18 protein-coding genes are annotated in these 19,664 nt (G+C 67.5%); all 18 read left to right on the top strand.

Annotated features, from left to right (window positions below; all coding sequences use genetic code 11):
• Positions 1–184: 184 nt before the first annotated feature.
• The 18 genes from ABD260_RS21705 to ABD260_RS21620 all read left to right on the top strand — a co-directional run bounded on the left by ABD260_RS21705 (position 185) and on the right by ABD260_RS21620 (position 19,275).
• Positions 185–1,246, top strand: a complete 1,062-nt coding sequence (locus ABD260_RS21705; RefSeq protein ID WP_344235667.1) for an NAD-dependent epimerase/dehydratase family protein — start codon at positions 185–187, stop codon at positions 1,244–1,246.
• Complete coding sequence (locus tag ABD260_RS21700; protein WP_344235665.1) at positions 1,246–2,538, top strand: class I SAM-dependent methyltransferase; 1,293 nt, start codon at positions 1,246–1,248, stop codon at positions 2,536–2,538. The genes ABD260_RS21705 and ABD260_RS21700 overlap by 1 nt, the downstream gene beginning before the upstream one ends.
• Before the next feature lie 64 nt (positions 2,539–2,602).
• Positions 2,603–3,520: a sugar phosphate nucleotidyltransferase gene (locus ABD260_RS21695; RefSeq protein ID WP_344235663.1), complete on the top strand. Its 918-nt coding sequence runs from the start codon at positions 2,603–2,605 to the stop codon at positions 3,518–3,520.
• Positions 3,520–4,170 carry a PIG-L deacetylase family protein gene (locus tag ABD260_RS21690; protein WP_344235661.1) on the top strand — a complete coding sequence of 217 codons (651 nt, stop codon included), beginning with the start codon at positions 3,520–3,522 and terminating at the stop codon, positions 4,168–4,170. Before ABD260_RS21695 ends, ABD260_RS21690 begins: the two co-directional genes overlap by 1 nt.
• 13 nt (positions 4,171–4,183) lie before the next feature.
• The gene (locus tag ABD260_RS21685) at positions 4,184–5,305 is read left to right on the top strand and encodes a class I SAM-dependent methyltransferase (RefSeq protein WP_344235659.1); all 1,122 of its coding nucleotides are present in this window, start codon (positions 4,184–4,186) and stop codon (positions 5,303–5,305) included.
• Positions 5,305–5,853, top strand: a complete 549-nt coding sequence (locus ABD260_RS21680) for a dTDP-4-dehydrorhamnose 3,5-epimerase family protein (RefSeq protein ID WP_344235657.1) — start codon at positions 5,305–5,307, stop codon at positions 5,851–5,853. Before ABD260_RS21685 ends, ABD260_RS21680 begins: the two co-directional genes overlap by 1 nt.
• Complete coding sequence (locus ABD260_RS21675; RefSeq protein ID WP_344235655.1) at positions 5,850–7,166, top strand: glutamate-1-semialdehyde 2,1-aminomutase; 1,317 nt, start codon at positions 5,850–5,852, stop codon at positions 7,164–7,166. Before ABD260_RS21680 ends, ABD260_RS21675 begins: the two co-directional genes overlap by 4 nt.
• Before the next feature lie 9 nt (positions 7,167–7,175).
• The gene (locus tag ABD260_RS21670) at positions 7,176–7,829 is read left to right on the top strand and encodes a phosphatase PAP2 family protein (protein WP_344235653.1); all 654 of its coding nucleotides are present in this window, start codon (positions 7,176–7,178) and stop codon (positions 7,827–7,829) included.
• Positions 7,826–8,791, top strand: a complete 966-nt coding sequence (locus ABD260_RS21665) for a glycosyltransferase family 2 protein (RefSeq protein WP_344235651.1) — start codon at positions 7,826–7,828, stop codon at positions 8,789–8,791. Before ABD260_RS21670 ends, ABD260_RS21665 begins: the two co-directional genes overlap by 4 nt.
• A complete protein-coding gene (locus ABD260_RS21660; protein WP_344235650.1) occupies positions 8,788–10,008 on the top strand; it encodes a polysaccharide pyruvyl transferase family protein in 1,221 nt (406 codons plus the stop codon). The genes ABD260_RS21665 and ABD260_RS21660 overlap by 4 nt, the downstream gene beginning before the upstream one ends.
• Entirely contained in the window at positions 10,005–11,306 is a 1,302-nt protein-coding gene (locus ABD260_RS21655; protein ID WP_344235648.1) for an MATE family efflux transporter, read from the top strand. Before ABD260_RS21660 ends, ABD260_RS21655 begins: the two co-directional genes overlap by 4 nt.
• Positions 11,303–12,466, top strand: a complete 1,164-nt coding sequence (locus ABD260_RS21650; protein ID WP_344235646.1) for a glycosyltransferase family 4 protein — start codon at positions 11,303–11,305, stop codon at positions 12,464–12,466. The genes ABD260_RS21655 and ABD260_RS21650 overlap by 4 nt, the downstream gene beginning before the upstream one ends.
• Before the next feature lie 175 nt (positions 12,467–12,641).
• The gene (locus ABD260_RS21645; RefSeq protein WP_344235644.1) at positions 12,642–14,141 is read left to right on the top strand and encodes a sugar transferase; all 1,500 of its coding nucleotides are present in this window, start codon (positions 12,642–12,644) and stop codon (positions 14,139–14,141) included.
• The gene (locus ABD260_RS21640; RefSeq protein WP_344235642.1) at positions 14,141–15,070 is read left to right on the top strand and encodes a GDP-L-fucose synthase family protein; all 930 of its coding nucleotides are present in this window, start codon (positions 14,141–14,143) and stop codon (positions 15,068–15,070) included. Before ABD260_RS21645 ends, ABD260_RS21640 begins: the two co-directional genes overlap by 1 nt.
• Positions 15,067–16,053 carry a GDP-mannose 4,6-dehydratase gene (gene gmd, locus ABD260_RS21635; RefSeq protein ID WP_344235640.1) on the top strand — a complete coding sequence of 329 codons (987 nt, stop codon included), beginning with the start codon at positions 15,067–15,069 and terminating at the stop codon, positions 16,051–16,053. The genes ABD260_RS21640 and gmd overlap by 4 nt, the downstream gene beginning before the upstream one ends.
• On the top strand, positions 16,050–16,796 hold the full coding sequence (locus ABD260_RS21630) for a WecB/TagA/CpsF family glycosyltransferase (RefSeq protein ID WP_344235638.1): 747 nt from the start codon (positions 16,050–16,052) through the stop codon (positions 16,794–16,796). The genes gmd and ABD260_RS21630 overlap by 4 nt, the downstream gene beginning before the upstream one ends.
• Before the next feature lie 9 nt (positions 16,797–16,805).
• On the top strand, positions 16,806–18,065 hold the full coding sequence (locus ABD260_RS21625) for an MATE family efflux transporter (protein WP_344235636.1): 1,260 nt from the start codon (positions 16,806–16,808) through the stop codon (positions 18,063–18,065).
• A 262-nt stretch (positions 18,066–18,327) separates the two neighbouring features.
• Positions 18,328–19,275: a type IV toxin-antitoxin system AbiEi family antitoxin domain-containing protein gene (locus ABD260_RS21620; RefSeq protein ID WP_344235634.1), complete on the top strand. Its 948-nt coding sequence runs from the start codon at positions 18,328–18,330 to the stop codon at positions 19,273–19,275.
• The last annotated feature ends 389 nt before the right edge of the window (positions 19,276–19,664 follow it).

Below are 19,664 nucleotides of genomic sequence, written 5' to 3'. Positions count from 1 at the left end.
AGCACCCCATGGAGAGGCGGGTTGGGGCCGGCCTCCGCGGTAGGTGCTGTTGACTGCGCGACCTTCTCGGTACGCGCGGTGTTGACTGGGGGTCATCTGTTGTTTTGGAAACTCGCTGTATCACCGGGGCTGTCCGGTGATCTGTATTGGGCGACAGGCCAGTACTGGGGTGAGGGGACGGCGGATGAGGGTTCTGGTCGCTGGGGATCGGGGATACATCGGGGCGGTGATGGTGCCGTTCCTGCGGGGGGCTGGGCATCAGGTCGACGGGCTCGACACCGGCTTGTACGAGGGGTGCGACCTGCTGGGTGGGCCGGAGCCGATCGGTGCGCGGGTGCCCCGGGATCTGCGGGACGTGACGGCGGGGGAGCTCGCGGGGTACGACGCGGTGGTCTGTCTGGCCGCCCTGTCGAACGATCCGCTCGGCAACCTGGACAAGCAGGCCACGTACTCGGTCAACCTTGAAGGCACGTTGAACCTGGCCCGCGCGGCCAAGGACGCCGGTGTCGAACGGTTCTTGTTCGCCTCGTCGTGCAGTCTGTACGGCGCGGCCGGTTCCGAGGCGGTCGCCGAGGACGCGGAGATGTACCCGGTGACGCCGTACGGCGAGACGAAGGCACTTGCCGAGCAGGAGCTGTCGAAGCTCGCCGATGACGTGTTCAGTCCGGCGTACTTGCGGAATGCGACCGCCTACGGTGCCTCGACCCGGCTGCGCCTCGACATTGTTGTCAACAATCTGACGGCGATCGCGCTGACCTCAGGGCAGGTGCGGCTGGAGAGCGACGGCACCCCGTGGCGGCCGCTGGTGCACATCGAGGACATCAGCCGCACGTTCCTGACCGTGCTGGAGGCGCCGCGGGAGACGATCCACGACGAGGCGTTCAACGTCGGCCGGTCCGAGGACGTCGTGCAGGTGCGGGACATCGCGGAGATGGTGCGTGAGGCGGTTCCCGGGTCGACTTTGTCGATTGCTGACAATGCCGGTCCGGATCTGCGCAACTACAAGGTCGACTTCAGCAAGCTGAACGACACCTTCCCGGAGCTGAAGCTGGAGTGGACAGTTCGCCGGGGTGTCGACGAGCTGCATGACGCGTACCGGCGGCATGGGTTGACGCTTGATGACTTCAACTCGGCACAGTTCGTTCGGTTGCGTCGCATTCAGCAGTTGCTGAGCGCCGGTCTGGTCGATGGACAGCTGCGCCGCCAGACCGAAGAACAGTACCCCGGCCCGAAGGAGCTGCAGTGATGGCGAAACAAGATGCCTCGGTGGTTGGTGCGCCGTCGGCTGATGCGCCGGTGGTAGCGGCGGCGGAGTCTGTTGCTTGCCGGCTTTGTGGTGAGGCGTTGACGCGGACGTTCGTCGACCTCGGTATGTCGCCGCCCTGTGAGAGCTATCTGCGCGCCGATCAGCTGGACTCGGGCGAGACGTTCTACCCGCTGCACGTCCGGATCTGTGACAACTGCCTGCTGGTTCAGCTCCCCGCGTACGTCGCGGCGGACGACGTGTTCAGCGACTACCTGTACTTCTCCTCCTACTCGACCAGCTGGGTCGAACATGCCCGCCGGTTCGTGCTGGACATGCAGGAGCGACTCGACCTGGGCGCGGAGAGCCTGATCGTCGAGGCTGCGAGCAACGACGGGTACTTGTTGCAGCACGCAACCGCCCTCGGCATCCCGGTGCTCGGCATCGAACCGGCCGCGAACATCGCCGAAATCGCCAACCAGAAGGGCATCCGGACCGAGAGCTACTTCCTCGGCGAGGCGACCGGTACGGACGCGGCGAGCCGGCACGGGCAGGCGGATCTTGTCGTCGGCAACAATGTGTTCGCGCATGTCCCGGACATCGTCGACTTCGCGAAGGGCCTGCGGGCGCTGGTGAAGGACGACGGCCTGGTCTCCCTGGAGTTCCCGCACCTGCTGCGGCTGATCGAGAACCGCCAGTACGACACGATCTACCACGAGCACTACTCGTACCTGACGCTGAAGACGGCTGGGCTGGCGCTCGAGAAGGCCGGATTGCAGATTGTCGACGTTCAGGAGCTGCAGAGCCACGGCGGATCGTTGCGAGTGTTCAGTACGCCGAGCGAGACCGCCGGTGCGCCGACCGAGATTGTCGGCAAAGTGCTGCAGGACGAAGCGGACGCCGGTCTGCACTCGGTCGAGGGGCACGCGGGTTTCGCCCAGGAGGTCTTCGCGATCAAGGCGGACCTGGTCACGTTCCTGGTCCAGGCGGCCCGGGCCGGCAAGTCGGTCGCGGGGTACGGCGCGCCTGGGAAGGGCAACACGCTGCTGAACCACTGCGGCATCCGCGAGGACCTGCTGCCGTACACGGTGGATCGCAGCCCGCACAAGCACGGGATGTACCTGCCCGGTACGCACATCCCGATCTTCGCGCCGGAGCGGCTGGCCGAGACGCGGCCGGACTACATCGTGATCCTGCCGTGGAACCTGCGCGCGGAGATCGTCCACCAGCTCGGGTACGCACGGGAGTGGGGCGCCAAGTTCGTCGTCCCGATCCCACGCCTCGAAGTGATCTGAACGCCGGCCGCTGACCGGCTCTGAACGCAGTCTGATCTGAACGCGGTGGGGGAAGGAAAGTCTGATGAAGGTCGTGATCTTCTGCGGGGGGTACGGGCTGCGGATGCGCAGCGGGGTGGACTCCGCGCCGAAACCGATGATGACGATCGGCGACCGGCCGGTCCTGTGGCACGTGATGCGGTACTACGCGCACTTCGGCCACACCGAGTTCATCCTCTGCCTGGGCTTCGGCGGCTCGGCGGTGAAGGAGTACTTCCTGCGCTACGAGGAAACGGTCTCGAACGACTTCGTGATGACGAAGGGCGGGCAGCGGATCGAGCTGCTCGACTCCGACATCAGCGAATGGAAGATCACCTTCGTCGACACCGGGATCGACACCAGTATCGGGGAGCGGTTGCGCCGGGTCCGGCCGTACCTCGAGGACGACGACGCGTTCCTGGCGAACTACGGCGACGTGCTGACCGACGCGCCGATGGACCGGATTGTCGACCATGTGATGACCAGTGACATCACCGCCAGTCTGCTCGCCGTGCCGCCGCAGGCGTCCTTCCACGTGGTCGAGTTCGGGACCGATTCCCGGGTGACCGGGCTGCGGTCGGCGGCGGATCTGAACGTGTGGATCAACGGCGGCTACTTCGTGATCAAGAAGGACATCTTCGACGTACTGCACGAGGACGAGGACCTGGTCGGGGACGCGTTCCCGCGATTGTCGGCAATGGGCAAGCTGGAGGCGATCCCGCACCACGGGTTCTGGGCGCCGATGGACACGCTGAAGGAACGCAGCCAGCTCGAGGACCTGTACCGCTCCGGTAAGAAGCCCTGGGCGCTGTGGAGCCACGACAACCGGCCTCGTGACAATCGGCACCAGGACAGCCGCCAGGACAGCCGGCACCAGGACAGCCGCCAGGACAATCGGCACCAGGACAATCGGATTGTCAACAAAACCTCGGAGCCGGACGGTCCTGTGGTGGTGGCGATCTGATGCTGCCGTTTCAGCTCGGCCTGATCGACGGGCCGGTTCACCTCGTCGCTCTCGGCGCGCATCCGGACGACATCGAGATCGGCTGCGGCGGCACGCTGCTGAAGCTGGCGGAGTCCGTGCCGGAGCTGACCGCCGAGTTCGTGATCGCGACCGGTACGCCGTTGCGCCTGGACGAGGCCCGCCGGGCAGCGGAGCTGTTCCTGCCGGACTGCGAGGTGACGGTGACGTCGGCAGAGCTCCCGGACGGACGCCTGCCGGCGCACTGGAACCAGACCAAGGAGTTGCTGGAGGCAACTGCCCGCGGGAGCCGGCGCCCGGACCTGGTACTCGCACCGAGCCGCACCGACGCGCACCAGGACCACCGCCTGATCGCCGAGCTGGCACCGACCGTGTGGCGTGACCACCTGGTGCTGCACTACGAGATCCCCAAGTGGGACGGAGACCTCAGCCGGCCGTTCCTGTACGTCGAACTCACCGAAGAGCAGCTGCGGGACAAGATCGTGCTGCTGCACAAGGCGTACCCGTCGCAGGTCCCGCACGACTGGTTCGACGAAGAGGTGTTCGCCGGCCTGGCGAGGATGCGCGGCATGGAGTGCCGGGCCCGGTACGCCGAGGCGTTCACCACCGGCAAAGCAACGTTGACATGGTGATCAGGGGGACGCAGTGAGCTTCAAGTGTCGTGGCTGCTCGGGGGAGAACGTCGTACCGGTCGTTGACCTCGGCGCGCAGCCGTGTGCCGACTACTTCCCAGCCGCCGAGACGCCCGGACCCGATCCGCGCTGGCCGTTGGAGCTGTGGCTGTGCCGCGACTGCACTCTGGTCCAGCTAGGTCCAGTGGAAGCCCAGTTGCCCGAAGAACCATTGGCAGTCGAGTCCGCGACGAGCATTGCCCACGCGGAGACTTCGGTGAAGGAGATCCTCCGCGACTACCCGGAGCTGGCCGGCAAGGTGGTCTGTGAGTTCGCCAGCCACCACGGTGGCTCCTGGCTCGGCCACCTGTCCGCTGCCGGCTCGCAGCTCGCTACAGAGGACCAGCAGGCCGACTTGGTCATCGACGTACATGGCATAGTGCATGAGCCCCAGTACGGCGACATGCTCAAGCTACGAGCCGATCGGCTGGCACCGGGCGGTCTACTGGTGATGGAGTTCCACCACCTGCTCCCGTTGTTCATCGGCAACCAGTTCGACACGATCCGGCACGGGCACTGGGCGTACGTCTCCCTGCGCGCACTGCGCAACATCGCCGCACTGCACGGCCTGGCCGTCGAATCAGTCAAGCAGGTGGAGATGTACGGCGGCAGCTTGATGGTGATGCTCCGCCACACCGCCGACGCCGCACCGGACGCATCCGTCGAGGTAGTACTTGCTGACGAAGACGCTGCCGGGATAGCGGATGAAGTACAGCTAGGCAGTCTCCAAGAAGCCGCGTGGCACGCCGCTGACGCACTGCATGCCGAACTCACCCGTCACAAGGACGCCGGCCGCACCGTGCTCGCGTACGGCGCTCCTTCCAAAGCGCCAGTGCTACTTGACCTCAGCAAGGTGACCACGGACCTGTTGCCGTTCACCGTCGACATCGCACCGGGCAAGCACGGACGCCGCATCCCCGGTGGCTGCATGGTCCCGATCCGGCCAGTAGCAGACCTGACAGCCGCAAAACCGGACGTCGTGCTCGTACTCACCTGGGACATCGCCGACGAGGTGGTTGCCCAGCTGGAAGCGGACGGCGGCTGGGGCGCGACGTACTTGGTCCCACTGCCCGAGCCGCACGAACGGGGGTTCTGATGGAGGTCATCGAGGTACCGGGTATCGCCGGTGCGCTGCTGTTCCGCCCGACGCCACACCGTGACGAGCGCGGGTTCTTCTCGCGTACGTTCGACCGGGACGTGGTAGCCAAGGCAGGACTCGACCCGGATGCGTTCGTCCAGGACAGCATCTCCCGGTCACGGAAGGGCGTAGTGCGCGGCATGCACACCCGGTCCGGCAAGGGCGAGGCGAAACTCGTCCGCTGCTCGTACGGCGCGGTGTTCGACGTAGTGATCGACCTGCGGCCAGCATCACCGACGTACCGGAACCGGGAGACGTTCGACCTGACCGGTGACAACCAGGTGACGGTCTACGTCCCTGCTGGCTGTGCACACGGCTTCCAGGCGCTCACGGACCCCGCAGACGTCTCGTACCGCATCGACCGCGCGCATGACCCGTCCGAGGATGTAGCGATCCGGTTCGACGACCCCGACCTGGACATCCCCTGGCCGCTGCCGGTCACGCTGATGTCGGAGCGGGACAAGGCAGCATCCACACTCGCTCTGGCAACCGCGAGGCTGACATGACCAAGTCCTTCGAGAAGTCCGTTGCCGCCAACAAGCGGCTGCACGACGTGATCCCCGGTGGCGCGCACACGTACGCCAAGGGCGACGACCAGTACCCCGAGGACCTGGCGCCGGTGATCGACCGGGGCGACGGCGCGCATGTGTGGGACGTCGACGGCAACGAGTACATCGAGTACGGCGCCGGGCTGCGCGCTGTCAGTCTTGGCCACCGGCACCCGAAGGTACTCGAAGCGGTCCGGCGCGAGTTGGACCGCGGCAGCAACTTCGTCCGGCCCAGCATCGTCGAGCTGGAGGCGGCCGAGCGGTTCCTCAGCGCAGTCCCGACCGCGGAGATGGTGAAGTTCGCCAAGAACGGCTCGGACGCGACCACGGCCGCGGTCAAGCTGGCTCGCGCGGTCACTGGCCGGCGGCTGGTCGCGCTCTGCAGCGACCACGCGTTCTTCTCGATCGACGACTGGTTCATCGCCCGGACCCCGATGGCAGCCGGCATCCCGGCCGAGATCTGTGACCTCACCGTCGGCTTCCCGTACGGCGACCTGGCCGCGGCCGAGGAACTGTTCCGGCGCCACGACGGCGAGATCGCCTGCCTGATCCTGGAGGCGGCCACCCAGCACGACCCACCGGCCGGCTACCTCGAGGGTCTGCGCGACCTGGCGCACCGGCACGGCGCGCTGCTGATCTTCGACGAGATGATCACCGGCTTCCGCTTCTCCGCCGCCGGCGCCCAGGGCCTGTACGGCGTGACGCCCGACCTCTCCACGTTCGGCAAGGCGCTGGGGAACGGCTTCGCAGTGTCGGCGCTGGCCGGCAAACGTGAGTACCTGGAGCGCGGCGGCCTGCGCGACAGCCGGGAGCGGGTGTTCCTGCTGTCCACCACGCACGGCGCCGAGACGCACTCGCTCGCGGCAGCGATCGCAGTCATGGACGTCTACGCCGAGGAGGGCATCGCTGCCCGCCTGCACGCGATCGGCGAGAAGCTCGCTGCCGGTGTCCGTGCGGTCGCGGCCGATGCCGGAGTACAGGACCATGTGGTCGTACGCGGACGCGCCAGCAACCTGGTGTTCGCGACGCTCGATGAGCAGCTCGCACCGTCGCAGCCGTACCGCACGCTGTTCCTCCGCGAGCTGATCCTCGGTGGCGTCATCGGTCCGTCGCTTGTGGTCAGCAGTGCGCTCACCGACGCCGACCTCGAACGGACGGTCGAGGTGGTCGGCAACGCCTGCAAGGTCTACCGGCAGGCACTGGACGCGCAGGACGTGGCCGGGTTCCTGCAAGGACGTCCGGTCAAGCCGGTGTTCCGTACGTACGTCTGAAGGGACGAGATGCAGCGCAGCGGAGTCACGCGGGTCCATCTGCTGGCAGTGGCCAGTTCGGTGGCCTTCCTGGTGCTTGCCGGGATCGCCTCGGCCGGGCAGGTCGACGCGCTTGACCGGAACCTCCAGCAGGTGTTCCGCCCGGATGACGTGTGGGGACCGTGGCAACTGGTGTTCGGCAACGTGGTCGACGGCGCTGCGCCGCGTGTCTCCCTGGCCGTGCTCGCGGTGTCCGGTGCGCTGGCAGCCGTACTACGAACCACCTGGCGCCCACTGGTGTACGTAGCAGCGCTTGCAATGGTCGGCGCACTAGCCACCCAAGTAGCCAAGGCCCTGATCGGTAGAGCTGATCCGCACGGGGACGTCGGAACACTCAGTGGATCGTTCCCGTCCGGGCACATGGTGATCCTGCTGGTCAGCCTGGGCGGTGTGCTGCTGGTGTGGCGCCGTCATCCACCGGTCTGGGCCTGGGCACTCGTCGCACTGGCCGGACTGACGATGGGCCTCGCGCTGCTGTTGCTGTCGATGCACTGGTTCACGGACGTGGTGGGCGGGGCGCTGCTCGCCGTACCGCTCCTCGTTGTCGCTGCTTCGCCTCGCTTTGTCGGACCGGTGCATCGGACCGGCCGTACCTCGCCCGCCCGAGTTGGGAGTCCAACATGACACAGCCGCGACTCAGCATCGGTCTGCCGGTCTACAACGGTGAGGACTACCTGGAACAGTCCCTGGACGCAGTACTCGGCCAGACGTTCACCGACTTCGAGCTGATCCTGTCCAGTAACGCGTCCACGGACCGTACGGACGACATCTGCCGCGCGTACGCCGCCAAGGACCCGCGGATCACGTTCTACCGGCAGGAGCGCAACATCGGCGCCGCGCCGCACCACGACTTCGTGTTCCGGAAGGGCCGGGGCGAGCTGTTCAAGTGGGCGTCCGGTGACGACCTGTGGGGCCGTGACTTGGTGGCGCGCTGTGTGGAGCTGCTGGATCAGCACCCGGACGCGATTCTCGCGCACACGTACACAGCTGCGATCGACGGTGACGACAACGTCATCCAGGCACTGGAGTACCCGCTGCACACTGATGCGCCTGAGCCCGCGGAGCGGTTGCGCAGCATGCTGTTCGACGGTGACTTGCCCGGTGCGATCCAGGCCGACGACTTCTACGGTGTGATGCGTGCGGACGTGCTGCGTGCGGTCAAGCCGCACAACAGCTTCTACCACGCCGACCAGGTGTTCATGGCCGAGGTCGCACTGCACGGCCGCTTCCTGCAAGTGCCGGAGTGGTTGTACTTCCGCCGGCACCACGACGGCCGCGCGCTACAAGCCAACCCGACGATCAGTAGCTGGTCGCGGAACCTGGATCCGAAGCGCGCCAACAAGCTGGTACATCCGCCGGTGCGGCTGGTCGCGGAGTACATCCTCGGCTACTTCGCCGCCGTACGCCGTGCGCCGCTGACAGCTGGGCAACGGCATGAATGCAACCGGTACATCCGCCAATGGTTGACCAGCCGGGTTACCCGCCGGTTGCCGGGGCAGTCCAAGCCGGCACCGATCCAGTACTTCGGTGCAGTAGACGCGCTGTCTGTCCAGGCGCTAGTGGCCGGATCGGACGGTCACCGATGAAGGTCGGTCTGTACGGACGGCTCGGCGGTGGCAACATCGGCAACGACGCGATGCTCGACACCGTCCTGGAGTACCTGCGCAACGAGCAGCCACAGGCAGTACTCGACTTCATGTGCGAGGGCCCAGAGGAGATCACCGCACGGTACGGCGTACCGGCCGTCCAACTGCACTGGATGCAGTCCCGCAAGCCCGTACAGTCCCGGCTCGCCCAGAAGGCGCTGACCCTGCTGCGCATCCCACCGGCCGCAGTGATCGACACCTGGCGTACGGCGCGGTGGGTGCGACAGCACGACGTGGTGATGATCCCAGGGGCCGGCGTACTGGAAGCGACGTTGCCGGAGCGACCGTGGGAGCTCCCGTACAGCATGCTGGTAATGGCGCTGTCCGGACGGCTGTTCGGTGTCCGAACCGGTCTGGTGTGCGTAGGCGGCTCCCGGGTACGCGAACGCGCCATCCGCGTACTGCTGCGTACTGCAGCACGCGTCGTCGACTACAGGTCGTTCCGCGACGAGTACTCACTTGGTGTAGGCCGTGAGACCGGTGTGGCTGCACCACAAGACAAGGCGTACGCCGACCTGGCTTTCGGGCTGCCTGTGCCATCGGACCCACTGCCTGAACCGAAATCGGTCGGTGTCGGAGTGATGGCCTACTACGGCTCGCCCAGCGACCGGCCGCGTGCGGAGGAGATCCACGCTCGCTACGTCGACCAAATGAAGCAGTTTGTCCGCTTGCTCGTCGAGTCCGGTCGCAGTGTGCGGCTGCTGATCGGTGACCGGCTGGACGAGGGAGTCGCCGATGCCATCGTGGCGGACGCCAGGACGTACTGGACCGGGCCGGGCGAACCACCTGTCAGCTACCAGCCGTTTACGTCGTTCGAAGAACTCATGCAACGGGTCGCATCGGTACAGACGGTTGTTGCCCTGCGCTACCACTGTGTGGTCGCCGGACTCACCGTAGGTCATCCAACTCTTGCACTGAGCTACGGCGGCAAGCACGACGCACTGATGGCGCAGATGGGCCTCGCTGACTTCGTACAGGACGTCAAGGCCCTCGATGTGGAGCGCCTGGTCGAACAGGTCGCTGCACTGGAAGCGGACGAGGACAGCATCGTCAAAACGCTCGGAGAGCGGTCCGCCGAGTGCCGTACGCGGCTCGACGAGCAGTTCAAGGACCTGACCGCCGCACTGTTCAGCCAGGTCACCAGGTCGCGCCGATGACCGGCCGCCACACCGGGGACCACCGCGGAACGCTGCGACGACAGGTAGCCGGCCGGTTGGGCTGGGGGATCGCTGACCAGGCTGTTTCGAGCCTGGGCAACTTCCTGCTCGGGGTGTTCGTCGCACGGCTGCTCGGAGCAACCGGTCTGGGGGCACTAGGCCTCGCCTTCCTTGCGTACTCGGTCGCACTGAACTGTTCGCGCGCTTTGTCGACCGATGCGCTGATGGTGCGCTACAGCGTGAGCGGCAAGGACAGCAGGCATGAGGCGGTTGCGGCGTCCAGCGGCGTGGCGCTTCTGGTCGGCGTAGTGGGCGGACTGGTCTGCGTACTGATCGGACTGCTGCTCAAGCTGCAGACACCAGGCTCCGAGGCAGGTGCGGCGTTCGTTGGCCTTGGCATCGTGCTGCCAGGGCTGACCCTGCAGGACAGCTGGCGGTCCGCGTTCTTCGCTGCCGGCGAAGGCGTCAAGACGTTCGTCAACGACACCGTGTGGACGGTCCTGATGCTGACCGCGCTGTTCGTCGGTCGCTTCCTGGACTTCGGCATTACAGCGGCTCTGCTCGCCTTCGGCGGTACGGCAGCTCTGGCAGGGATCTACGGCATCCGGCAGGCCGGCGTCATGCCCCGTCCCGCTGCCGCGCTGGGGTGGCTGCGCAAGCACAGCGATCTCGGACCGCGGTTCCTGGTCGAGAACGTTGTTCTGGGTGCTGGGGGCCAGGTGCGGACGCTGATCGTCGCTGCCAGCGGCGGACTGGCTGCGGCCGGAGCTATCCGCGGTGCGGAGATGCTGGTCGGACCTGTTGCCGCACTGCTGATGGGAATTGGACAGGTAGCAGTTCCCGAAGCCGCGCGAGCACTCAGCCGTGGCAGCCGGTCCCTGTGGCGATTGTGTGCCGGCCTGAGCGGTGGACTGTCCGTAGTAGCACTCGGTTGGGGTCTGGTGATCCTGGTGCTGTTCCCACTCGGCATCGGCGACCTGGTGCTGGGCAGTGTCTGGCCGGACGCACATGTGCTGGTACTAGGTGTGATCGTCAGCGCAGCAGCTGGCTGCCTCCACGTCGGACCGTCCGCGGGCCTACGGGCACTCGGGCGTGCGGACCAGACGATGCAGTGCCAGATCACTGTCACGACGTTGTTCGTCGGGCTCGCTGCGATCGGTGGCTTCTTCTGGAACGCACAGGGAGTCGTCTGGGGCAGTGCAATCGCTTCTGTACTGGGCATCGCGGTCTGGTGGAGCAGGCTGGCCAAAGCGCAACGCGTACACGTCCCTGTCGTTGCTGAGGCCGCGACCGCATGAGTGAACCGGAGATCGTGGTCGCCACCCTCATGCGTCCCGAGGGCGGTTCTGGGCTGCAAGCACATGTCCGTACGTTCAGTGAGTACCTACAGGCGACAGGGCGGCCAGTCAGCGTGGTCAGTCCGTTCATGGCGCGGTCGCCCTTCGTACTGCCCGTTTTCGCTGCCCGCAGGGGCATCCGGCCGTTCAACCGCCCCGCAGCGGTGTGGTGGCATCAGTACTGGCACGCGCGGTACTTGCGCTCCGCACTGGCCGCACAGCTAGCGGACCGCCCGGATGCGGTCATCTACGCCCAGTGCCCGATCTCTGCCGGTGTCGCACTGCAAGTACGGACGACGCAACCAGTAGTGATGGTTGCTCACTTCAACGTCTCGCAAGCGGATGAGTGGGCCGACGAGGGCGAGCTCCCACGCAACGGCCGGTTGTACGCATCGATCCGGTCGTTCGAGGAGCGGGTACTAGGAGCACTCGACGGCATCGTGTACGTGTCGGAGTACACCAGAGCCGGACTGGAAGAGCGGATCGCTCCACTACGTCACGTACCGCACGCTGTTGTCCCCAATGCAGTGACAACGAGCGCACCGGCTATAGACCGCCCAGCAGCGCAAACGGATCTGATCACCGTCGGCCGGCTGGACTCGCGAAAGAACCACCGGTACCTGCTGGAGGTACTTGCCGAAGCAGCTGCCCGTGGACATCGCTACACGCTGTCCGTGATCGGTGACGGCGCCGACCGGCGCGCACTGCAGACACGCGCAGCCGAACTGGGCCTGGCGAACCAGGTGTCCTTCCTGGGTTACCGATCCGACCCGCGGCAACTCATGCGGTCACATCGCCTCTACTGTCACACCTCGACGACAGAGAGCTTCGGCATCGTGCTGGTCGAGGCGATGGCGGAGGGCCTGCCGGTGATCGCGGGCGCGGTCGGGGGAGTACCCGAAATCGTCCGCCCGGGTACGGACGGCCTGTTCTGGCCGCTGGACGACCCGTCGGCCGCGGCCGGCGTACTGATCGGGCTGATGTCCGACCCGGCGGCCCGGGATCGGATGGCAACTGCCGCGTTTGCAGGGGTTCAGGCCCGGTTCGCGGCCGGGATCGCCGGACGGCGGTTGCGGGATTTCGTTGCTGGCGCAGCAATTCGGCAGGTCGCGGCCTTGTAAGGACCTGGGCAAGTTCTCCACAGGTCCGCGGCCCGGCGGTCGCTCCGGGCTTCGGCACGTAGTAATCTTCGGTGACTCGACGCCAACGCGCGGGTGAATTCTGGGGACGGCAAGCTGGGGAACGCCGAGGGCACGCAACGGCCCGATCGGTCGCAGCGTGAACCGAGGGACGGTCGTGAACGGAGCTGAGGCGCCGGACAGGGTGGATGGGCACCGGCCGCTCTGGGTCGTGCCGCACGAGGTCCCGGCCATTGTTCCGCTGCCGTCCCGGTCGACCGAGCCGCGCTGGGTCGGCGTGTACCGCTGGGCCGCCGTCGGCGGCGACCTGCTGGCCGCCATGTTCGGCGTGTCCGTCGCACTGCTTACCCGGTTCGGTTACCACGTCGGTTCCAGCTACCTGGTCGTGAGCAGCCTGCTCCCGTTGGCCTGGATCGGCGTGGTCGCGCTCTCAAAGGGCTACGACTCGCGCTACTTCGGCGCCGGGCCGGACGAGTTCCGCTCGTTGCTGCGCTCGGGTGTCGGCCTGACCGCTCTGGTGGCGATGACGTCCTATGTCACCAAGACCGAGATCGCCCGCGGCTTCGTGGTGCTCGCGATTCCGGTCCTGGTCCTCTCGGCGCTGCTGCTGCGCTACGGGTTGCGCAAGGACCTGCACCGCCACCGGGTCCGGGGTCGCTGCATGCACAGGGTTCTCGTGGTCGGGCGCAGTGGCCCGGCCGCAACTCTGTGTGAGCACCTGGAGAGCCGCCCGACCGACGGGTTCCGCGTGGTGGCGACCTGCCGGCCGCGCGGCGACCAGCACGTCGCGGCCGAGTCCGGGCCGCTGCAACCCGAGGAGCTGGACGAGCCGGACATCCTCGCCGCCGCCGACCGGCACGCGGTCGAGGTGGTAGCGATCGCGACCGACCCGGAGCTGGCCGGCCAGTCGCTGCGGCGGCTGTCCTGGGCGCTGGAGCAGCGCGGCATCGAGCTGATCGTCTCGCCCGGCATCATCGAGGTGGCCGGCCCGCGGATCTCGATCCGCCCGGTCGCCGGACTGTCGCTGCTGCACCTGGAGCGCCCGTCGGTCAGCGGCGGTCCGCACCTGATGAAGGCCGTCTTCGACCGGGTCGTGGCGCTCGGCATCGTGCTGTTGCTGTCGCCGCTGCTGATCGGCCTCGCGATCGCGGTCAAGCTGACCAGCCCCGGCCCGATCCTGTTCCGTCAGCAGCGAGTCGGCCGCGCGGGCGTCGAGTTCACCATGCTGAAGTTCCGCAGCATGTACTCCGATGCCGAAGCGCGGCTCGGCGACCTGTACTCGCTGAGCGATGGCAACGGTGTCATCTTCAAGATGCGCGACGACCCGCGGATGACGCCGCTCGGCAAGTGGATCCGGCGCTTCTCGCTGGACGAGCTGCCGCAGCTGTTCAACGTGGTTCGCGGCGACATGTCGCTGGTCGGCCCGCGGCCGCCGCTGGCCGAGGAAGTCGCGCTGTACGCGGCCGACGACTCGCGCCGGATGCTCGTCAAGCCCGGCATGACCGGTCTGTGGCAGGTCAGCGGCCGCAGCGACCTATCCTGGGACGAGTCGGTCCGGCTCGACCTGCGGTACGTCGACAACTGGTCGATGACTCTCGACCTGCTGATCCTCTGGAAGACCGTACGCGCGGTGATCTACGGCGCGGGAGCGTACTGATGAATCCTGAAACCCGGGTCTACGTGGCCGGCCATCGCGGTCTGGTCGGATCGGCGATCTGGCGCCGGCTGCAGGCCGAAGGCGTCACCCAGTTGATCGGGGCGAGCTCGAAGGAGCTGGACCTGCGCGACCGGGACGCGACGTTCGCGTTCCTGGCCGAGCACCGGCCGGACGTGGTGATCGACGCGGCGGCGCGGGTCGGCGGCATCCTCGCGAACCGGGACCACCCGACCGAGTTCCTCAGCGACAACCTGCGCATTCAGGTGAACCTGATGGACGCGGCGCTCGAAGTGCGGACGCCGCGGCTGCTGTTCCTCGGCTCGTCGTGCATCTACCCGAAGTACGCCGAGCAGCCGATCCGCGAGTCGAGCCTGCTGGCCGGTGAGCTGGAGCCGACCAACGACGCGTACGCGATCGCCAAGATCGCCGGCATCATGCAGGTCCAGGCGGTCCGCCGGCAGTACGGTCTGCGCTGGATCTCCGCGATGCCGACCAACCTGTACGGCCCGAATGACAACTTCGACCCGACGTCGTCACACGTTCTGCCCGCGCTGATCCGCCGCTTCCACGAGGCCAAAGTCAACGCGGCCGAGGAAGTGGTGCTGTGGGGGAGCGGGACACCGCGGCGGGAGTTCCTGCACGTCGACGATCTGGCCGCCGCGTGCCTGCACCTGCTGGCGCACTACGACGCGCCGGAGCCGGTCAACGTCGGCGTCGGTGACGACGTGACGATCCGGGCGCTGGCCGAGCTGGTCGCCCGCGTCGTCGGGTACACCGGTGCCCTGAGCAACGATCTGTCCAAACCGGACGGCACCCCGCGCAAGCTGCTCGACGTGAGCCGGCTGACCGCGCTGGGCTGGAAGCCGTCGATCGGTCTCGAAGAAGGTGTGGCCGCCACCTACGCCTGGTATCAGGAGCATGTCTCGTGAAAAAGGCGTTCGTCACCGGGATCACGGGTCAGGACGGTTCGTACCTGGCGGAGCTGTTGCTGGCGAAGGGGTACGAGGTCCACGGACTGATCCGTCGTGCCAGCACCTTCAACACCAAGCGGATCGACCACCTGTACGAGGACCCGCATGCGGCGGACAAGCGGTTGTTCCTGCACTACGGCGACCTGACGGATGGTTCGCGGTTGGTGACTCTGCTCGCGTCGATTCAGCCGTCAGAGGTGTACCACCTCGCGGCGCAGTCGCATGTACGCGTGTCGTTCGATGAGCCGGAGTACACCGGTGACACGACCGGGATGGGTACGACGCGGCTGCTCGAGGCGATCCGGATGATCGGTCTGGACTGCCGGTTCTATCAGGCGTCCTCGTCGGAGATGTTCGGTGCGACACCGCCGCCGCAGAACGAGGAGACGCCGTTCTACCCGCGCTCGCCGTACGGTGCGGCGAAGTTGTACAGCTATTGGATGACGCGCAATTACCGCGAGGCGTACGACATGTTCGCGGTGAACGGGATCTTGTTCAATCACGAGTCGCCGCGGCGCGGTGAGACGTTCGTGACGCGGAAGATCAGCCGTGCTGTGGCTGCGATCAAGTGCGGTGTGCAGGACCGGTTGTACTTGGGCAATCTGTCCGCGTGCCGCGATTGGGGGTACGCGCCGGAGTACGTCGAGGGCATGTGGCGGATGCTGCAGCACGACACTCCGGCCGACTACGTGATCGCGACGGGTACGTCGTACTCGGTGCGTGATTTCGTGGCGCTGGCGTTCGAGCACGTCGGGCTGGACTGGGAGCGGTACGTCGATCACGACCAGCGGTACGAGCGTCCGACCGAGGTCGACTCGCTGATCGGCGACGCGTCGAAGGCCACCACGGAGCTAGGCTGGAAGGCTCAGGTGCACGTCCCCGAACTGGTCCGCATCATGGTCGACGCGGACCTCGCCCAGTTGACCGGGGAGGACTCATGACGCGCGTCGACGTTCTCGGTATCCACGTCAGCGTGACGAATCTCGACGCGGCCGTCAGCACGTTCGCGGAGTGGATCGACGCCGAGGAGCGGCAGCTGGTCTGCGTCTCCGACATGAACGCGCTGCTGCACGCCCGCGCCGACGCCCGGCTGACCGAGGTGTACAACACGTCCGGGCTGACCGTGCCGGACGGGATGCCGCTGGTGTGGGCCGGGAAGAAGGCCGGCTTCGGGCAGATGGCCCGCGTCGCCGGCCCGGACCTGCTCGAGCGGGTGCTCGCGGAGTCGGCGGAGCGCGGCTGGACGCAGTACTTCTACGGTGGCGCGGAGGGCGTGGCCGAGGAGCTGCGCGAGCGGTTCCAGGAGCGGCATCCGGCGTTGAAGGTGGTCGGCGTGGAGTGCCCGCCGTACCGCGAGCTGACCGACGCGGAGGATGCCGCGACGGTCGACCGGATGAACGAGGCCCGCCCGGACATCGTCTGGGTCGGACTGGGCGCGCCGAAGCAGGAGCGCTGGATGGCCGACCACCGCGACCGCCTGAACGCGACGATCCTGATCGGCGTCGGCGCCGCCTTCGACTTCCACACCGGCCGCCTGGACCGCGCACCGGCCTGGATGCAGCGCTCCGGCCTGGAGTGGAGCTACCGGCTGTACAAGGAGCCCAAGCGCCTCTGGCGCCGCTACCTCCTCGGCATCCCGCGTTTCCTGGTCGGCATCCTCCGTCATCCGCCACGCGCGCTCTAGAGTGCATTGGTGAAGCTCCGGCGGCCGAAGTTGCGTCGACTGGCCGGACCGGCCGGTCGCGCGGGCTGGGGTTTGGCCGACCAGGGCCTGTCGAGCCTCAGCAATCTCGCCGTCGGTGTCGTCGTGGCGCGGTCCAGTACGGTGGCCGACTTCGGCGTGTACGCGCTCGCGTTCGGCGGTTACACGATCGCCCTGAACGTATCGCGGGCGGTCGCGACCGAACCATTGGCCGTACGCCACTCCGGTGCCCGAACGCCCGACTGGGAACGAGCCGTCCGGGCCAGTACGGCAACTGCTCTGCTGACCGGCCTGCTCGCCATGCTGCTCGGTCTTGCGATCGCGGCGTTCCCGGCCATCCCGTCCCGGGGTGTGCTGATCGCGTTCGCCATCACGATGCCCGGCTTGCTGCTCCAGGATGCGTGGCGCTGGGCGTTCTTCGTTGTCGGCGAGGGCCGGAAAGCGTTCGTCAACGACCTGATCTGGTTGTTGGTGATGCTCGCGATCTTCGGTGGTTTGTACCTCGCCGGAGCGGCATCCGCCTTCACGCTGACGTTCGGCTGGGGGCTCGGGGCGGTTGTCGCCGCGATCGCCGGCCGGTTCCAGGCCGGGGTGGCGCCACGGCGGCAGCTGATTCGTGAATGGGTGAAGCGGAACTGGGACCTGAGCCCGAAGTACGTGGGGGAGATGCTCGCGGTCTCCGGCACCATCCAGGTGTACATGCTCGGCATCACCGCGGCCGCCGGCCTGGTCGCGACCGCGGGCATCCGCGGCGCCCAGGTCCTCCTCGGACCGGTCAACGTACTGAACCAGGGCATCCGGATGATCTCCGTACCCGAAGCCGCTCGCGCGCTGAAACACTCGTACCGGCGGCTGTGGCTGGTCGGCCTGGCGATCTCGTTCGGGGTCGGCGCCGGCGCGCTGGCCTGGGGCGCCGTCTTCCTGCTGCTGCCGTCCTTGGTCGGCCGTGAACTACTCGGCCCCGGCGTGTGGACTCAGGCGCATCACGTGCTGATCCCGGTCATCCTGCTCCAGGCCTTCGGCGCCTCGAACGCCGGCGCCTTCGCCATCCTGCGCGCACTCACCGCCGCCACCCGCGGCCTCCGCGTCCGGCTGATCTCCTCGGCCGTCCTGATCACCTGCGGCGTCGGCGGCGCGTTCCTCTGGGGACCCCAGGGCGCGGCATGGGGTCTCGCCGGCGCCTCCTTCGCCACCTTGCTCCTCTGGTGGAACGAAGCCCACCAAGCAATATCCACCCACCGCCGCCCCTAACCACCCCGCCCCCACCGCCGCCACCACCGCCACCGCCGCCGCCACCATCACCGCCCGCCGCCGCCCTAACCACCCCGCCGCCCGCGGCCGCCGGCCCGTGACGTCTCAGGGGCCGACCCCGCAGCTGGTGGCTTGACCCCTGAGAATCTCCCGGCCGAACCCACCAGCTGAGGGGCCGACCCCTGAGACGTCACAGGTGAGTTGTCCACAGGTCGGTGGAGCGGAGGTGGCGGGTGGGTGGATGCGTGGGCATGCTTGCGGCGTGAATCCAGTGCTCGTGGTGGTGGCTCAGAGTCAGGGCGGCGTCTTCAGTCGCGGGCAGGCGCTTGCCTGCGGGTACACGCCGCAAGGAATTCGCGACCGGGTGCGGTCCGGCCGCTGGGTGAGGGTGCGCTACGGCCAGTACGCGGCGGCGCCCGACCTGAGTGGACTCGCGCCGTGGGATCGGGAGCTGGCCAATCATCGGCTCGCGGTGTTCGCTGCGATGAATGCGATGCGCACGGGAAGCGTTGCCGTCAGCCACCAGTCCGCGCTGGTACTGCACGGGCTTCCGTTGTGGGCCATCGATCTTGCGGAGGTCCACCTCAGCCGTCTGGACATCCGCCGGCACAGCGGACCTGTCGCGGGAATCCGGTTCCATCGGGGCGTACTGACCTCCGGCGACCTGACCGAGCTTGACGGTCTGACCACCACGTCCATACCCCGGGCTCTGGTCGAGACCGCTTGTACGGTGGGCTTCGAGGAGACCGTGGTTGCCGTCGATGCCGCGCTGCACCTTGGGCTGATCGACGATCGGGAGCTGCGCAGGCTGCTGCGGTCGACGGAGTTCTGGCCCGGCAGCGCAACCGCCCGCGCCGCGCTCGGATTCGCCGACGGGCGGTCGGAGTCGGTCGGCGAATCGCGTCTACGGGTACTGATGCACGACCAGGGCTTGCCGGCTCCGTCGCTGCAAGTGGTCTATCGAGACAGGTACGGGATCATCGCGCGGGTCGACTTCGATTTCGACGGGTTCAACACCCTCGTGGAGTTCGACGGCCGGCTGAAATACGCGGGTGCGACGGAGGACGTCCTGGTCCAGGAGAAGATCCGGGAGGACCGCCTTCGCGCACTCGGATTCGAGGTCGTACGAACAATGTGGTCCGACCTCGACCACCCGGCACGCACCGCCGCCACCATCCGCGCCGCCTTCGCCCGCGCCCGCGCAGCGTAACTCCCCCCGACACCCGCGCGGCGTACGCCCCGGACACCCGCGCCCGCGCGGCGTACGCCCCGGACACCCGCGCCCGCGCGGCGTACCCCTCGGACACCCGCGCCTCAATCGCCCCTCGGGCGCCACCCTCGCTCGCCAACCACCGCCCAAGCCCGGCTGCCGTCTGAGGGGTCGGCCCCTGAGTTGGTGGGTTTGGCCGTGAGATTCTCGGGGGTCAACCCACCATCTGAGGGGTCGACCCCCGAGACGGCGTGGGGACGTGGGGCGGCGCGGTGGGCGGCGCCCGAGGGGCGATCGAGGCGCTCGGGCGCCACCCTCGCTCGCCAACCACCGTCCAAGCCCGGCTGCCGTCTGAGGGGTCGGCCCCTGAGTTGGTGGGTTTGGCCGTG

The organism is Kribbella hippodromi (genome assembly GCF_039531045.1).
Classification (GTDB): Bacteria; Actinomycetota; Actinomycetes; order Propionibacteriales; family Kribbellaceae; genus Kribbella; species Kribbella hippodromi.
The sequence above is the reverse complement of the archived record's forward strand: the minus strand, read 5'-3'. Positions and strand labels throughout refer to the sequence as shown.

Bases quoted from the DNA above. Each gene is read 5' to 3' on its own strand.
- ABD260_RS21705 (WP_344235667.1), top strand. From the start codon at position 185: ATGAGGGTTCTGGTCGCTGGGGATCGGGGATACATCGGGGCGGTGATG.
- ABD260_RS21660 (WP_344235650.1), top strand. From the start codon at position 8,788: ATGAAGGTCGGTCTGTACGGACGGCTCGGCGGTGGCAACATCGGCAAC.
- ABD260_RS21680 (WP_344235657.1), top strand. From the start codon at position 5,305: ATGGAGGTCATCGAGGTACCGGGTATCGCCGGTGCGCTGCTGTTCCGC.
- ABD260_RS21630 (WP_344235638.1), top strand. From the start codon at position 16,050: ATGACGCGCGTCGACGTTCTCGGTATCCACGTCAGCGTGACGAATCTC.
- ABD260_RS21650 (WP_344235646.1), top strand. From the start codon at position 11,303: ATGAGTGAACCGGAGATCGTGGTCGCCACCCTCATGCGTCCCGAGGGC.
- ABD260_RS21670 (WP_344235653.1), top strand. From the start codon at position 7,176: ATGCAGCGCAGCGGAGTCACGCGGGTCCATCTGCTGGCAGTGGCCAGT.
- ABD260_RS21675 (WP_344235655.1), top strand. From the start codon at position 5,850: ATGACCAAGTCCTTCGAGAAGTCCGTTGCCGCCAACAAGCGGCTGCAC.
- ABD260_RS21690 (WP_344235661.1), top strand. From the start codon at position 3,520: ATGCTGCCGTTTCAGCTCGGCCTGATCGACGGGCCGGTTCACCTCGTC.
- ABD260_RS21655 (WP_344235648.1), top strand. From the start codon at position 10,005: ATGACCGGCCGCCACACCGGGGACCACCGCGGAACGCTGCGACGACAG.
- ABD260_RS21665 (WP_344235651.1), top strand. From the start codon at position 7,826: ATGACACAGCCGCGACTCAGCATCGGTCTGCCGGTCTACAACGGTGAG.
- ABD260_RS21700 (WP_344235665.1), top strand. From the start codon at position 1,246: ATGGCGAAACAAGATGCCTCGGTGGTTGGTGCGCCGTCGGCTGATGCG.
- ABD260_RS21640 (WP_344235642.1), top strand. From the start codon at position 14,141: ATGAATCCTGAAACCCGGGTCTACGTGGCCGGCCATCGCGGTCTGGTC.
- ABD260_RS21695 (WP_344235663.1), top strand. From the start codon at position 2,603: ATGAAGGTCGTGATCTTCTGCGGGGGGTACGGGCTGCGGATGCGCAGC.